This is a genomic window from Pseudomonas sp. B21-012, assembly GCF_024749305.1.
Taxonomy (GTDB): Bacteria; Pseudomonadota; Gammaproteobacteria; order Pseudomonadales; family Pseudomonadaceae; genus Aquipseudomonas.
On record NZ_CP087197.1, the window covers coordinates 5,610,997 to 5,625,421 of the forward strand.

Below are 14,425 nucleotides of genomic sequence, written 5' to 3' on the forward strand. Positions count from 1 at the left end.
CGGCAGATTCCGCAATGGCCCTTGCTGACGTATCATCCGCACCCTGCTCAACCTCACATGGATGTCCGATGAAAGCCGCCGCGCGCTTGCTTCCTGCTGCCCTGTTCGCTGCCTGCCTGCACAGCCCCGCGACCCTTGCCGCCGGCTTTGACTGCAGCAAGGCCAGCACCCTGCTGGAAACCGCGATCTGCACCACGCCATCGCTGTCGGCCAAGGACGACACGCTCAACGAGCGCTACAAACCGCTCAAGGACCGCAAGATCTTTCGTGAGCTGGAGAATTTCTGGCTGCGTGAGGTACGTAACCGCTGTGAGACCGCCGCGTGCCTGGAAGTCGCCTACGACCAGCAGATCAAACTGCTGACGCCAGTACCGGCACTTTCCCAGGTGGATCCCAAAAGCCTGCAGCCCCTGCCCCGCGACCAGCGCTATACCCAGGTCGAGGATGAACCGTGGCAGCGCTTCCCCCTGGCCACCGTCGCCGACATGAGTGAAGACAGTTTTGTCTATCTGGTGGACGTCGCCACCCTTGATGGCGTGCTGAACGTGGTGCTGTTCGTCGCCGAAAAGCAGGATGACGAAGGCAGCAACCCCGGCAATATCTATGACAGCCGCCCGATCGGCACCCTCTACGAATACTCCGATGCACGCCCTGGCCTGCACCCGTTCGCGCGCAATGTGCGCTTTGATGGCTGGAACAGTATCACCGCCAACGATCAGGGCCGGCGCTATGCCGGGATCATTGACGGGGTGTTCTACTACCGGCAGAAGATGAGCGGCGAGGCCCAGCAAAGCATGGCCTACACACTGGGCTCCAAGGCCGCGCCGCAACCTTCAACGCAACTGTACGCGGCCGAGTCAAACAGCAAGCGTTTCGCCAAGGCGCAGATCAGCGGCGACCTCAACCACGACAACTCCGGCCTGCTGATCTATTACCCGCACCTTACCGGCGACAGCAACCCCTACGACCGGGTGATGGACAAGGATGCCGGCGGCTGGAGCCTGGTCAACCCGACCTGGAGCCCGACCCGGCCGGTCCTGTACTTCGACAACAACGGCGGCTTCGCCTGCATCTGGAGGGTTGACCTGGTGACCAAGCGCCTGGAGAAGATCGTCCCCGAGCATGAGGCAGTTGCCGCTCGCCCGGTGGATGTCATCGGCCGCGAGGCGATCGTTTACCTGGAAGCCGACCAGTTAATGTTTGCCATCGCCCCGGACCAGTAACGCCTGCGCAACGCTACGGGCGCGCCTGCGCCCGAACAGGCGGCCAAGGCTGACCGCCCAGTTGAGCAACGCCACCAGCAGCAGGCACAGCATCATCGCCTCGGTGCCGCCGCTGACGATCAGCTGCCCGGCCAGCCAGGGAAAGCCGAACACCCCGAGAAAGTACGCCAGGCTAAATAGCAGCAAGGCCTGCGGGGTATGCCCGGGCGGTGCCTGGTTGGCGGCCAGGCCGTTGATTACCGAATAGTTCAGACCGTATCCAACCCCCAGCAGCGCTGCGGCCAGCAGATAGCCAAGGTTGCCCTGTACCCACCAGCCCAGCGCCAGCACGGCGAGCACGATAAAGCCCGAGAGCAGGCACGAGGCACGGTAGGCATCACGCTTGACCACCCAGCCGGCGATCAGCAAACGGCAACTGATGGCTGCACTCATGAAGCCGATGAAGAACAGCGAGTAATCCAGGCCGCGCCCGGCGGCATAAGAGGTCTGGAAGCTGCCCAGACCACCGAAGATCGCGCCGCCCAGGCCGACCATGAGAATCGGCCAGCGGGCGGGCGAGGCCAGTACGGTTGCGCCAGCGCGGCGGCTGATGCCAACCGGCTGAGTGGCGTGCCGTGGCTGGCGGGCTAGATGGTTGAAGATCAGCAGGCCCGCGACTGCGGCACCCGCGGCGGTGTAGAACGCCGTCTGCACCGGCAGTTGCAACAGCGCTGCCAGCTTGCCCGCCAGCGGCCCGGAACCGATACCGCTCATCATGCTGCCCGAGAGCAAAGCGAAGCAGTGGGTACGCCGCTGGGCTTCGACCCGCTCGGCCACCAGGATCGGGCCCAGGGTGTAAAAAGCCCCCCAACCCAGGCCCAGCATCAGGCCGCAGAGCATCAAGCCCGCGCCGGTGCCAGGCACCAGGGCGAAGCCCAGGCAAGCCGCCACCAGGCTCAGCGCCGACAGGGCGATGGCTCGTGCCGAACCCAAGCGGTCGGCCAGATGGCCACTGCCAAGTACGGCGACGATGGTGCTAAGCATGGCAACTGAAATGATCTGCCCGGCATCCTGCTCGTTGCCGCCACGGCTGCTGACCAACAGCGACAACAGGAAGGTCGAGCCATAGGACAACGACAGCAGGTAGCTGGCCAGGCACAGCAGGCCAAAGCCTGGGGCAGCTTGCTCGGTACGGATGGCGGACATGCTCGGAGGTCACTCGGCGAAGTGGAGCTGCCTTGTAGCATGGCCTAGCTCCACGACCGTTATAAAACTGCCGGAGTTGGGTTCAGCCGGCAGCGAACTGTGCCTGCGCGCGGCCTATCCAGCGGTCAGTGCAACAGCTCGGCGCATTCCTTCATCACGCCAGCCTTCAACCGCAGGTAGTGCTCGAAAATCTCTCGCGCCGCCGCCTGGTCGATATTGATCTGCATGGCTTCGACAAACTGCTCGACCGCCGCCACCGCGTGGGCAAAGTGATTGCTCTCGGTGCCGCCAGTGTGCACGGTGACCCAGGCCACCGTTGCCCGCGCGCGCTCTGCCGGTATGCCCATGTCACGGACGAACCACTGCTTGAACAACGGATGGATGAACTCGACCTCGCCGTGGGTATAAACCTCATGCACCAGAGTGGTCAGCAGGCCTTGCAGCAGGTCGCGCTCGCGCAGGCGCTGGCGATCGGTCCAGTCCTTGAAGGACTGGGCCGAAGGCAGGCAGTTGGCCTTGAGCATCCACTGATCATCACCGCAGAGGGGCGTCGCCATGTTGTAGAACAAATCGGCGTGCAGGGTATTGCCCAGGGCCCCGAGGTCTTCATCGGTGATCCGCTGCAGGCTGCCGCAGGCCCGATACAGCTGGTCGGCAGCCATGGAGCCGGCGTCGGAGCGGGCCAGCAGGGTCAGGCGGTTGGCAAGGCCCGAGACACTGGCCGCGGAGTTGTTGGTTTTCGACCAGCTGGCGAAGAACTTGCGCAGCACTGCCGGTGAATGCTTGCGCTCAGTCAACAGGGCAAAGGCCTTTTCAATCTCCATCAGCTCTTCTTCTACCGCCCAGAAGGCTTCGAACAACGCGTGCTTGAGGGTGCTGGCCGGCATGTCATTGAGGACCGGCTCGACGATCGAAAGCAGCTTGCTGTGCAGGGCTATCACGGTGTTCATTGGCGTATTTACGTCCTTGTAATGGAGGGGTCAGCGGTTTCTTTGAACGCGTTCTTGTCGGTGGAATCGGTGGGCTGCCAGCCGAACCAGGCGATCAGCATCACCAGCAACTGCGCGGCCATGATCAGCGGCACACAGCCTGACCAGCCCCAGCGCTGCCACAGCAGCGCCGGCAACAGCGCACCGACGCTGCCGCCCAGGTAATAGAACGTCAGATAGCAGCCCACCGCGCCGGCCTTGTTGTGCCTGGCAGTGGACGTAACAAAGGCATTGGCCGCCGCCTGGGCCAGGAACACGCCGGTGGAACTGAGCGCCAGCCCCAGCACGATCCACCACAGGCTGCTGAGCAAGGTCAGCATCGAGCCCAGCAGCCCCAGTACCCCGGCGAATACCACCAAGTGCGCCGGCGGCCTGGCGCTGGCCAGCTTGCCGGCAATCGGCGTGACCACCAGCGCCAGCAAAAACACTGCATAGACCGAACCCAGCGCGGCAACGCCAAGGTTGAACGGCGCGGCCAGCAGGTGCAGGCCGACATAGGTGAAGGTGGCGATCTGCGAAAACAGCACACAGAAACCAACCAGATAGGCCGCCAGCAACGGTCGGTTGCGCAGCATGCTGATACGACTGTTGGCGATGGTGATTTCGATCAGGCGCGCGCCGCTGGGCAGCAGCCGGTGAATGCTCAGTCCGATCAGCACGGTCAGCAACGCCAGCAGGATGAACGCTTCGCGCCAGCCCAGGTATTGGGTCATGACCCCGGTCAGAAAACGCCCGGCGAAACCGCCGAGAATGGTCCCGGCGACGTACAGGCTGGTAACTTCGGTGACTTTCGCCCCCTGCCAGCGCTCGCCGACGTAAGCCACGCTGGTGGCGAAGATCACCGGGATCAGCATGCCCTGGACAAAGCGCCAGAACAGCAGGCTGTTCAGGTCACTGGCCCCTGCCAGCATCAAGCCCGGCACGCTGAGCAACAGAGTTGCCGCCACCAGCACGGTCTTCTGGCTCCAGCGCCGGGTCAGCACGCCGACGAAGGGCGCGACCAAGGCCACGGCCAGGGTCGTGGCGGTGATGCTCCAGCTGACGTGCCGCGCATCCACGGCGAAGCTCTGCGCCAGCTCGGCGAGGATGCCCTGGGTAGCGTAGAGCGGCAGAAACGCGGCGCATCCGCAGAGGAACATCGCGATTCGTGCGGCAGACAGGCGCGATTGCATGGGAAAACTCGTTACAGTGACGAGTATTGTTTATAAGGTGCGGTCATTGGCACTGGCCAATACCGATTTCCGACCGATTGATACCTCAAGGTGCAACATGCTCGATGTGCGAAAGCTGCGCTATTTCATTGCCGTCGCCGACGACCTGCATTTCGGCCGCGCCGCGCAGCGCCTGCACCTGGCGCAACCGGCACTGACCCGGCAGATCTCGGCCCTGGAAAGCCAGCTGGGTTTTCGCCTGTTCGAGCGCAGCAGCCGTGCAGTCAGTCTGACCGGCGAAGGCCAGCAGTTCCTGCCTTACGCCCGCGGGGTACTGGAGCAACTGACACGCAGCGAAAGCTTCGCCGCCAAGCTGGCCGCCGGCACAGCCGGGCAGTTGAGCATCGGCTATGCCAGCTCGGTGGCCTTGAGTGACCACTTCACCCAGGCAATCCAGCAGTTTTCCCACGCCTACCCGCAGGTTCGCCTGACCCTGGTTGAAGAAGCCTCCAGCGCGCAATGGCGCAACATCGTCGAAGGCACCCTGGAAATCGGCCTCAGTCGGCTGTTGCCACCCCAGGAGTTCACGGAGCTGCACGTCCAGCCACTCGACCAGGAGCCGCTGCTGGTGGCACTGGCCACGAACGATCCGCTGGCCGCACTCGACACCATCAGCCTCACCCAGCTGCAAGCGCATCCTGTGGTGCTGTACACCGACGAGCAAGGCACCGGGCTCAACGATGCCATCGAGCGCTTGTTCCAGCATTGCCAATTGCCCTTGCTGCGGGGCCCGCGCGGACGGCAGATCACTTCGATCATTGCCCTGGTAGCCGCTGGCCAGGGCATTGCCCTGGTGCCTGCCTGCACCCGGGCTTTGAACCAACGCGGCGTGTGCTACCGGCCCCTGAAAGAAGCAGCCGCCAGCATCGACCTGCTCGCCATCAGCCACCGCCAGCGGCGCTCGCGGGCAGCCGAGGCGTTTCTGCAAATACTTGCCCGGGCAACCACACCCTGCGCATGAGCACGGCCCTCTGGCAAGCACGCCCGGGATAAAAGTGTTTTACCGAAACCACTGGTTTTCTGGCAGGACGCTTTGCCTATCCTAGGAAGGATCTCTCATATCAGCGGAAGATCCATGAAAGCTTCGCTTCCCAGCCGCTACGCCTGCCTTGTCGGCTGTATTGTTTTCACCTTTGCCAGCCTGCCGTTTGTTTCTGCCCACCCCTGGCTATGGCCTTTCACCCTGATCAGCACCCTGCTCAGCCTGGTCGGCCTCAATGACCTGCGCCAGAGCCACCACGCGGTGCGGCGCAACTACCCGATCCTGGGCAACATCCGCTACCTGATCGAAACCATCCGCCCGGAGATCCGCCAGTACCTGCTGGAAGGTGACGATGACAAGCTGCCGTTCTCCCGGGCCCAGCGCTCGCTGGTGTATGCACGGGCGAAGAATGAAAGTGCCGAAAAAGCCTTCGGCACCCTCAATGATGTGTATCGGCCGGGCTTCGAATTCATCAGCCACTCCATGCTGCCGGTCGAAACCCCCGACCCTGCCTCGTTTCGCATCAACATCGGCGGCCCGCAGTGCCGCCAGCCTTACTCGGCGTCGATCTTCAATATCTCGGCGATGAGCTTTGGGGCACTCAGTGCAAATGCCATTGCCGCGCTGAACAAGGGCGCAAAACGTGGCCGCTTCGCCCATGACACCGGCGAAGGCAGCATCAGCCCCCATCACCGCGAGCACGGTGGCGACCTGATCTGGGAAATCGGCAGCGGCTATTTTGGCTGCCGCACCCCGGAGGGTCGTTTCGATCCGCAGCGTTTCGCCGAACAGGCCGGCGACCCACAGGTGAAAATGATCGAGGTCAAGCTCAGCCAGGGCGCCAAACCCGGCCACGGCGGGATCCTGCCTGGGCACAAGGTCAGCGCCGAAATCGCCGCCACCCGTGGCGTGCTGATGGGCCAGGACTGCATCTCACCGGCGGCGCACAGCGCCTTCCGTAGCCCCGTGCAACTGCTGCAGTTCATTGGCCAGTTGCGCGAGCTGTCTGGCGGTAAACCGGTGGGCTTCAAGTTCTGCCTTGGCCACCCGTGGGAATTCATGGGTATCGCCAAGGCCATGCTGGCTACCGGCATCGTCCCGGACTTCATTGTCGTCGACGGCAAGGAAGGCGGCACCGGCGCCGCGCCACGGGAGTTCAGCGACAACATCGGCGTGCCGATGCGCGAAGGGCTGATGTTCGTGCACAACACCCTGGTGGGCCTGAACCTGCGCGACAAGATTCGCATTGGTGCCGGCGGCAAGATCGTCAGCGCCTTCGACATTGCCAGCGTGCTGGCCATTGGCGCCGACTGGGTCAACTCGGCCCGCGGCTTCATGTTCGCCATCGGCTGCATCCAGTCGCAAAGCTGCCACACCAACAAATGCCCGACCGGCGTGGCGACCCAGGATCCGTTACGCCAACGCGCCCTGGTGGTGCCGGAAAAGGCCGACAGGGTTTACAGCTTCCATCGCAACACCCTGCATGCCCTGGCCGAAATGCTGGCTGCTGCCGGCCTGGATCACCCGGCCGAGCTCAAGCCCAAGCACCTGGTGCGGCGCATCAGCGCCAGCGAGATCCGCCTGTTTTCGCAGTTGCATGTGTTCCTCAAGCCCGGTGAGTTGCTCAGCGGCTCGATCGACAGTGAATTCTATGCACGGATGTGGCGCATGGCCCGCAGCGACAGCTTCGAGCCGGAGAGCGGCGAGGTGCAGGCGATCAAACCTGCGGTGCGGCGAAAACAAACAACCCCGGCCTAGGCCGGGGTTGCTGGAGACACCAGACAGCTATCAGAGGATGCTGATCGGGTACTCGACGAACACGCGAACTTCGTTGCCGTCGTCGTTGTAGCCGTTCTGACGAACGCTTTCGGAGGTACGCAGGAACGAGCTACGCAGTTTGACGGACAGGTCCTTGGCCGGGCCTTCCTGAACCACGTACTTGAACTGGTTGAAGATTTCGCGCTCTTTACCTTCGCCGAAGCCGTGGGTGTTGATGTTGTCACCACGCACGTAGGCCACTTTGTAGGTCAGGCCCGGTACGCCAAAGGCGCCGAAGTCCAGGCCGTAGCCCAGCTGCCAGGAACGCTCGTCTTCAGCGTTGAAGTCGGACCAGTAGGAGTTGGCCAGGTAGATGGTCGAACCACCGTCACCCACGCCACCGGCGTTCTGGTAGAAGCCGTACTGATAACCGGTGTCGCCAGTGCTGCGCTGGTGGGCGATGGTGATCGAGTGCGGGCCGAAGGCGTAGGTAGCCGCCAGGCTCCAGATGGTGTTGGAGTCACCGGTCAGGTCGGCGGCAGCGACGTACTTCTTGTCGATGTCCGACTTGTAGCCGTTGAAGTCCAGGGTCAGCGACTGGTCGTCGGCGATCGGGTGAACGTAGTTCACGCCCAGGTAGTGCTTCTTCAGCACGTCTTCGACGTCGGAGGTGTACAGCGAAGCCGAGAGGTTTTCGCTGAACTTGTAGCTGCCGCCGAATACGTTAATCGACTTCAGGCCACCGCTGTCACGGCCTTCAGCACTTTTACGGGCTTCCTGGGTGAAACGACCGGCGTTCAGTTCCAGGCCCTTGATCTCCTTGGAGGTGATCAGGGTACCGGTGTAGCTTTCTGGCAGCAGGCGACCGTCGTCGTACTGCAGCACTGGCAGCTCAGGCATCTGGTCACCGTACTTCAGTACAGTGTTGGAGATGCGGAACTTGATTGCTGCGCCACCACGGGCCAGGTTGTGCGGGGAGTTCTGCTGGTTGGTCGGCGAGTCGCCGTCCGCCGGCTTGAAGAAGTCGATACCGCCACCGCCGTTGCGGCCTTTACCACCGTCCAGACGCACTGCGTACAGGCCGAAGGCGTCGACACCGACACCAACGGTGCCCTGGGTGTAGCCGGAGGAGAACTTGCCGATGAAGGCCTGGCCCCACTCGCTCTGGTCGTTGGTATGGTGCTTCTTGTCACGATTGATGAAGGCATTGCGCAGCAGAACGCTGGCTTTGCTGTCTTCTACGAAGCCCTTGGCCTCGGCCTGGTCATTGGCCATAGCCTGAGTCGCGGCCATAAGCCCCAGCGCGACCAGACTGATCCTGGTTTTCAACATTTTATTTTCCTTATTACTTAGTCAAAGACGCTCTGCGACCAAACGCCAAAAACCACGCCCCCTGCGTGGGTTGACGCTCACGGGTCTGAAAATAAAAAGCCCGCCTGCGAGTGTTCGCAGCGGGCCTTTTTTTCTGGACTCTTGGCCGATGGGCCTACAGGCGTTGACCGAATCCTATCCGTGTGCGGATCAGCATGTCAAAAATTCGTGAAAAGTAAGTGTTTCTGCTTACAGATCGCAGCCATCCGCAGCACAGAACGCCGCGTTTGCGGCATCTTTCTCCGCGCTCAGATAGAACTCCCTGTCCAGCCAATGCACGAAGGCCTCAGGCTTGCCGAGGAAAGGACCGATGTCGATGACCTGCAGCCGCCCTTCGCGTTCCAGCACCAGGGTTGGATAGCCCTGGCCACCGACGCTGGCCATGAACGCACGACTGGTGCGCATATGACTCTGGGTATCCACATCGCGCAATGCACTGGCAAAGGCGGGTGCAGGCAGGCCCATCTCGGCGGCGATGGCCTTGAGCACGCCATCATCGGCAATCCGCCGGCCTTCGACGTAGTGCGCACGCTGCAAGCGCGCCAGCAACTCCAGGCCACGCCCGGCGAGCTGCTCTGCTGCCAGGATCGCCGCTATGGGTGGCTGTGAATCGAAGACGGCGTCGTTGTCACGCAACAGGCCCTCGAAGTAGTCCTGGCCGAAGGGCTGCCCGGTGTACTCGGCAATACGCCGGTCATGGGGCATGACGAAGTCGCGCAACTGCGCCGAGACCTTCTGGCGATTGGCTCCGGCCATCATCCCGCCACCGTGCAGCACAACCGGCATCAGCCCGCTGGCCGCATTGATCAACGGCTCGGCGCCGTAGCACCAGCCGCACAGCGGATCGAACACATAGTGAAGGGTGGTTTGTACCGGCATGAGCGCCTCCTGAAAAAATGATGACGTCAGGTTAGGCCGGATGAAGGTTGCGAAAAACGCTGCACGGGTTACAGCTTTGTTGCGAAAAACAGTACAAATTCACCGCTAAAACTAAAGGCTGATAGACAGAAATATTTTGAAACAAACAGCTCGTCGATAGATCCAGAAACAATTAACGTTAGTAAATGGCAAGCATTATCATTCGCGCAAAATTTCTTCACTCTAATAAATACCCGGATGTCCGTCATGCTTGCCCCCTGCCGCCTCTCTCCCCTGACCCTGGGCCTGTCGCTGTTTTTCAGCTCAGGGCTGGTCACTGCTGCCACCACCACGTTGCCCGAAGTCTCGGTTACCGCCGAGTCTGACCGTGAACGCGATGACCCACGGGTACGTGAAGTCAGCACCGCAACCCGTACCGCCACGCCCGCCCGCTACGTGCCGCAGGCTATCGATTCGGTGAAGACCAGCAACGTGCTGGATTACGGCAGCAACGACCTTGGCAAAGCCCTGAGCGGCATCCCCAACGTCAGCAGCGGCGCCGATACGCGCTTTGACAGCGTGCGCATCCGTGGCTTCGATGCCAGCAACGACTTCTACCTCGACGGTATCCGCGACGACAGCCAATACGTGCGCGACCTGCACAATATCGAGCGGGTCGAGGTGCTCAAGGGCCCTGCCGCGGTGCTCTATGGCCGTGGCAGCCAGGGCGGGATCGTCAACCGGGTGAGCAAGATGCCGGAAGCCGGCCGCCGTTCCAGCATCGAGGCCCAGGGCGGCAGCGAGGACCTGCGCAGCCTGTATGCCGACCTCAGCGCCGACCCGAGCGACAACATCAGCCTGCGCCTGAACATGGGCAACCAGGACAACAACAGTTTCCGCGACGGCATCGACGGCAGCCGCCAGCTGTTCGCACCCTCGATGAGCTGGCAGCTGACCCCGCAGCTGAACTGGCTGGTGCAATACGAGTACAGCCGCTACAACCGTACCCCCGATCGCGGCATCCCCAGCGTCAACGGCCGCCCGGCCGACGTTGGTCGCGACACCACCTACGGCGATACCCAGCGCGACTTCATCGACGACAAGGCGCAATCGCTGCGCTCGCGCCTGAACTACCAGCTCAACGACACCTGGCAAGTGCGCCACACCCTGGGCCTGTTCAAGCTCAACAGCGATTTCGACAACACTTACCTGACCGGCTACAACGCCACCACCAACCAGGTTACCCGCCAGCGCTGGCAGCAGGACCTGAACACCCGCAACCTGTTCAACAACCTGGAACTGGAAGGCAATTTCGACACCTTCGGCCTGCAGCACACCCTGCTCACCGGCCTTGAGTTCGGTAACCAGCGCCGCGATCCGATCCTCTACACTGCAGCGACTTCCGGCGCAGGCGCTCGCCCGGTGCCGGGCCTGGACCTGAACAACCCCAACCGTAACCTGCAGCACAACGGCACCATGGTGGTCTCCAGCAACAACCACACCGTGGTCGACAGCCGCGGCCTGTACCTTCAGGACCAACTGCGCCTGAATGATCAGTGGCAAGTGCTGGCCGGGGTGCGTTTCGACCAGTTCGAAGTGCAAACCACCAACAAGGTCCGCGGTATCTCCGAGAAGCAGGACAGCAACAGCACCAGCCCGCGTCTGGGCGTGGTCTATTCGCCGTGGAAGGAACACTCCTTCTATGCCTCCTGGAGCAAGACCTTCTCGCCAGTCGGCGGCGGCCTGATCGGCATTACCCCGGGTGCGGCCGGCAATACCAACGAAACCAGCCCGGAACAGACCCGGCAGAAAGAAGTCGGGGTCAAGAGCGACTGGTTCGACGAACGCCTGAGCACCACCCTGGCGGTTTATGAGCTGGAGCTCTACAACCGCCGCACCAGCGACCCGAACAACCCGGGCATCACCTTGCTCAGCGGCCTGCAGCGCTCACGCGGCGTCGAGCTGACCGCCACCGGCAACATCGTTGGCAACTGGTACGTACGCGGCGGTATCGGTATCCAGGATGCAACCATCGTCGAGGACAACAACGGCCAGGAAGGCAACCGCGTGAGCAACGTTGCCAAGCGCAACGCCAGCCTGTTCGTTACCTGGAAACCGGAAATGGGCTGGTACGGCGAAACCGGCCTGACCCTGGTCGGCGAGCGCTATGCCGACAACCAGAACACCGCCGTGCTGCCCGGCTATGGCCGTTGGGACGCGCTGGCAGGCTTTCGTACCAAGGACTGGGACCTGCGCGCGGCGCTCAACAACATTACCGACAAAACCTACTACAGCTCGGCCACCAGCGCCGCGCAGATCCAGTTTGGCGACCGGCGCAGCCTGATCGTGACCGGCACCTACAGCTTCTAAACACCAGGCAATAAAAAAAGGGCGGCATTGTTCAGGCAATGCCGCCCTTTTCATTGTTGCTGCCGAACCCTCTAGCGGCTGCCATCACCCAGCAACGCTTCCAGCTCTGCCTCGCTCAGCAGGCCTGCCGGATAACGCGCCAGCAACGAGCGACGCTGATCGGCCTTCCTGACCCGGTTTGCTCCATGGTGTTTCAACCACTGCGCCACGCGCTGGAGGGACTCGTGATTCACCGCTGATGGGGGCGAAGCCGGCTCACTTGCTGCATTCATTTCGACACGTACTCCCTGGGGCCGTGAGCGGCTAACCTACTCAAACTTTGTGACAGAACCATGCTGGTCTATCTGTTTGAAATACAATGCAAAACAAATACAAGAGGTGTGCCAGAAGACTATGCCGGTCGTCGTCCACGCATAAAAAAGCCCGTCAATCGACGGGCTGTTTTCTTAGTGCACTTCAGCCTTTGGCTGGCGCCGGTTGTTGCTGTGTCAGGCAATGGATGTTGCCGCCGCCCAGGAGCATCTCGCGCCCGGGGATCATGACCACTTCATGGTCAGGGAACACCCGCGCCAGAATCGCTCTAGCCTCGGCATCTGCCGGGTCGTCGAAGCTCGGGGCGATGATGCCGCCGTTGACGATCAGGAAGTTGACGTAGGAGCCAGCCAGGCGCACCGACGGGTTGCGCTCCTGGCTGCCGGCCACCGGATCGACCCCGGCGCACTCTTCTTCAGTGGCGAACAGCGGCCCCGGAATCGGCATCTTGTGCACGGTGAAGGCGCGACCTTTGGCGTCACGGCTGTTTTCCAGCACCTCAAGTGCGCTATGGCAGCGTGCATAGTTGGGGTCTTGCGGATCATCGGTCCAGGCCAGTAACACTTCGCCCGGGCGGACGTAACAACAGAAGTTGTCGACGTGGCCGTCGGTTTCGTCGTTGTACAGACCATCGGGCAGCCAGATGATGCTGTCCACGGCCAGGTGGTCACGCAGGATGGCTTCGATCTGCTCGCGGTTCAGGTGCGGGTTGCGGTTGTGGTTGAGCAGGCATTCTTCAGTGGTGATCAGGGTGCCTTCACCATCGACATGGATCGAGCCGCCTTCGAGCACGAAGCCTTCGGTGTGGTAGCGCTGGCAGCGCTCCATCTCCAGCACCTTGCTGGCCAGTTGCTCGTCGCGGTTCCACGGCGCGTACAGGCCACCCTCGAAGCCGCCCCAGGCATTGAAACCCCAGTCGACGCCGCGTACTTCACCGCTGTCGTTGATGACGAAGGTCGGGCCGGTATCACGCACCCAGGCGTCGTCGTTGCTGATTTCCACCACGCGGATGTTCGGCAGGTCCAGGCGCGCCCGGGCGTTGTCGTACTGCGCGGCCGAGACGGCAACGGTCACCGGCTCGAAACGGGCGATGGCCTTGGCCAGGGTCACGTGGGCAGCCTGTACCGGCTTGCCACCCAGGCGCCAGTTGTCCGGGCGCTCGGGCCAGACCATCCAGACCTGGGTTTGTGGCGCCCATTCGGCAGGCATGTGGAAGCCGTCGGCGCGCGGGGTACTGGTAAGCGTTTTCATAGAGGATCCTTGCTGAACTTTCAGGATTGCAGCGCGCCGTCGAGGGTCTTCAGCGGGCCGTACAGATTCGGACGACGGTCGCGGAAAGTACCCCAGGCACTGCGGGTGTGCTCAAGTTTATCGAGGTCGAAAGTATGCACCAGCACACCCTCCTCGGTCTCGTTCAGCGCCTGAACCTTCTCGCCGTACTGGTCGGCGATGAAGGAGGAGCCGTAGAAGGTGATGTCGTAGCCGTCCTGTTGTTCGCGGCCGATACGGTTACTGGCCACCAGCGGCATCAGGTTGGCACCGGCATGACCTTGCTGCACACGCTGCCAGTGGTCGCGCGAGCAGATGCTCTGGTCGTGCGGCTCGCTACCGATGGCGGTCGGGTAGAACAGCACCTCGGCGCCGAGCAGGGCCATGCTGCGTGCGCACTCGGGGAACCACTGGTCCCAGCAGATGCCGACGCCGATTTTCGCGTAGCGGGTCTGCCAGACCTTGAAGCCGGTGTCGCCCGGGTTGAAGTAGTACTTTTCGTGGTAGCCGGGGCCATCCGGAATGTGGGTCTTGCGGTACACACCGAGGTTGCTGCCGTCGGCATCGATGATCGCGATGCTGTTGAAACGCGCACGCCCGGCCAGCTCGTAGAAGCTGATCGGCAGCACCACCTGCAGCTCTTTGGCGAGCTTCTGGAAATGACCTATGGCGGCGTTGGTTTCAACCGCTGTGGCCAGTTGCAAGTAGTCCGGATTGGGCTTCTGGCAGAAGTACGGGGTTTCGAACAGTTCCTGGATCAGGATGATCTGCGCGCCCTTGGCAGCCGCTTCGCGGACCAGCCGTTCGGCGGTTTCCAGGTTGCCCTGGCGGTCCCAGGAGCAGGCCATCTGGGTGGCGGCAACAGTGACAGTGCGGCTCATGCATTCCTCCTCGGCA

The 14,425-nt window shown here is 62.3% G+C and carries 12 protein-coding genes; 4 read left to right on the plus strand and 8 right to left on the minus strand.

The window, feature by feature from the left end; all coding sequences use genetic code 11:
- Positions 1-68: 68 nt before the first annotated feature.
- Entirely contained in the window at positions 69-1,223 is a 1,155-nt protein-coding gene (locus tag LOY37_RS25820; RefSeq protein ID WP_258716012.1) for a lysozyme inhibitor LprI family protein, read from the plus strand.
- Here the strand turns inward: LOY37_RS25820 and LOY37_RS25825 are convergent.
- From LOY37_RS25825 to LOY37_RS25835, 3 genes are all read right to left on the minus strand, one after another.
- On the minus strand, positions 1,194-2,408 hold the full coding sequence (locus tag LOY37_RS25825) for an MFS transporter (protein WP_258608490.1): 1,215 nt from the start codon (positions 2,406-2,408) through the stop codon (positions 1,194-1,196). The two genes, LOY37_RS25820 and LOY37_RS25825, sit on opposite strands and share 30 nt — an antisense overlap.
- Positions 2,409-2,533: 125 nt before the next feature.
- Complete coding sequence (locus LOY37_RS25830; protein ID WP_045201193.1) at positions 2,534-3,358, minus strand: hypothetical protein; 825 nt, start codon at positions 3,356-3,358, stop codon at positions 2,534-2,536.
- Between the two features lie 8 nt (positions 3,359-3,366).
- Complete coding sequence (locus LOY37_RS25835) at positions 3,367-4,569, minus strand: MFS transporter (RefSeq protein ID WP_045201192.1); 1,203 nt, start codon at positions 4,567-4,569, stop codon at positions 3,367-3,369.
- 97 nt (positions 4,570-4,666) lie between these two features.
- On the opposite strand from LOY37_RS25835, the gene LOY37_RS25840 reads away from it, so the two are divergent.
- Positions 4,667-5,569, plus strand: a complete 903-nt coding sequence (locus tag LOY37_RS25840) for a LysR family transcriptional regulator (RefSeq protein ID WP_213602969.1) — start codon at positions 4,667-4,669, stop codon at positions 5,567-5,569.
- Between the two features lie 114 nt (positions 5,570-5,683).
- The gene (locus tag LOY37_RS25845; RefSeq protein ID WP_258716013.1) at positions 5,684-7,348 is read left to right on the plus strand and encodes an FMN-binding glutamate synthase family protein; all 1,665 of its coding nucleotides are present in this window, start codon (positions 5,684-5,686) and stop codon (positions 7,346-7,348) included.
- A gap of 30 nt (positions 7,349-7,378) precedes the next feature.
- On the opposite strand, the gene LOY37_RS25850 is transcribed toward LOY37_RS25845, so the two are convergent.
- Both LOY37_RS25850 and LOY37_RS25855 read right to left on the minus strand, forming a co-directional pair.
- On the minus strand, positions 7,379-8,680 hold the full coding sequence (locus LOY37_RS25850) for an OprD family porin (RefSeq protein ID WP_045201189.1): 1,302 nt from the start codon (positions 8,678-8,680) through the stop codon (positions 7,379-7,381).
- Between the two features lie 228 nt (positions 8,681-8,908).
- Positions 8,909-9,598, minus strand: coding sequence for a DsbA family protein (locus tag LOY37_RS25855; protein WP_123565248.1), 690 nt, complete (start codon positions 9,596-9,598; stop codon positions 8,909-8,911).
- Between the two features lie 246 nt (positions 9,599-9,844).
- On the opposite strand from LOY37_RS25855, the gene LOY37_RS25860 reads away from it, so the two are divergent.
- A complete protein-coding gene (locus LOY37_RS25860; RefSeq protein WP_258716014.1) occupies positions 9,845-11,947 on the plus strand; it encodes a TonB-dependent siderophore receptor in 2,103 nt (700 codons plus the stop codon).
- A 71-nt stretch (positions 11,948-12,018) separates the two neighbouring features.
- Here LOY37_RS25860 and LOY37_RS25865 read toward each other — a convergent pair whose 3' ends face one another.
- The 3 genes from LOY37_RS25865 to aguB all read right to left on the minus strand — a co-directional run bounded on the left by LOY37_RS25865 (position 12,019) and on the right by aguB (position 14,409).
- A complete protein-coding gene (locus tag LOY37_RS25865; RefSeq protein WP_045201186.1) occupies positions 12,019-12,219 on the minus strand; it encodes a hypothetical protein in 201 nt (66 codons plus the stop codon).
- Positions 12,220-12,403: 184 nt separating this feature from the next.
- Positions 12,404-13,510, minus strand: a complete 1,107-nt coding sequence (gene aguA, locus LOY37_RS25870; RefSeq protein ID WP_195885252.1) for an agmatine deiminase — start codon at positions 13,508-13,510, stop codon at positions 12,404-12,406.
- 20 nt (positions 13,511-13,530) lie between these two features.
- Complete coding sequence (aguB, locus tag LOY37_RS25875) at positions 13,531-14,409, minus strand: N-carbamoylputrescine amidase (protein WP_093378447.1); 879 nt, start codon at positions 14,407-14,409, stop codon at positions 13,531-13,533.
- Positions 14,410-14,425: the final 16 nt, after the last annotated feature.

Coding starts and splice junctions, on each gene's coding strand:
- LOY37_RS25820 (WP_258716012.1), top strand. CDS start 69: ATGAAAGCCGCCGCGCGCTTGCTTCCTGCTGCCCTGTTCGCTGCCTGC.
- LOY37_RS25825 (WP_258608490.1), bottom strand. CDS start 2,408: ATGTCCGCCATCCGTACCGAGCAAGCTGCCCCAGGCTTTGGCCTGCTG.
- LOY37_RS25830 (WP_045201193.1), bottom strand. CDS start 3,358: ATGAACACCGTGATAGCCCTGCACAGCAAGCTGCTTTCGATCGTCGAG.
- LOY37_RS25835 (WP_045201192.1), bottom strand. CDS start 4,569: ATGCAATCGCGCCTGTCTGCCGCACGAATCGCGATGTTCCTCTGCGGA.
- LOY37_RS25840 (WP_213602969.1), top strand. CDS start 4,667: ATGCTCGATGTGCGAAAGCTGCGCTATTTCATTGCCGTCGCCGACGAC.
- LOY37_RS25845 (WP_258716013.1), top strand. CDS start 5,684: ATGAAAGCTTCGCTTCCCAGCCGCTACGCCTGCCTTGTCGGCTGTATT.
- LOY37_RS25850 (WP_045201189.1), bottom strand. CDS start 8,680: ATGTTGAAAACCAGGATCAGTCTGGTCGCGCTGGGGCTTATGGCCGCG.
- LOY37_RS25855 (WP_123565248.1), bottom strand. CDS start 9,598: ATGCCGGTACAAACCACCCTTCACTATGTGTTCGATCCGCTGTGCGGC.
- LOY37_RS25860 (WP_258716014.1), top strand. CDS start 9,845: ATGCTTGCCCCCTGCCGCCTCTCTCCCCTGACCCTGGGCCTGTCGCTG.
- LOY37_RS25865 (WP_045201186.1), bottom strand. CDS start 12,219: ATGAATGCAGCAAGTGAGCCGGCTTCGCCCCCATCAGCGGTGAATCAC.
- aguA (WP_195885252.1), bottom strand. CDS start 13,510: ATGAAAACGCTTACCAGTACCCCGCGCGCCGACGGCTTCCACATGCCT.
- aguB (WP_093378447.1), bottom strand. CDS start 14,409: ATGAGCCGCACTGTCACTGTTGCCGCCACCCAGATGGCCTGCTCCTGG.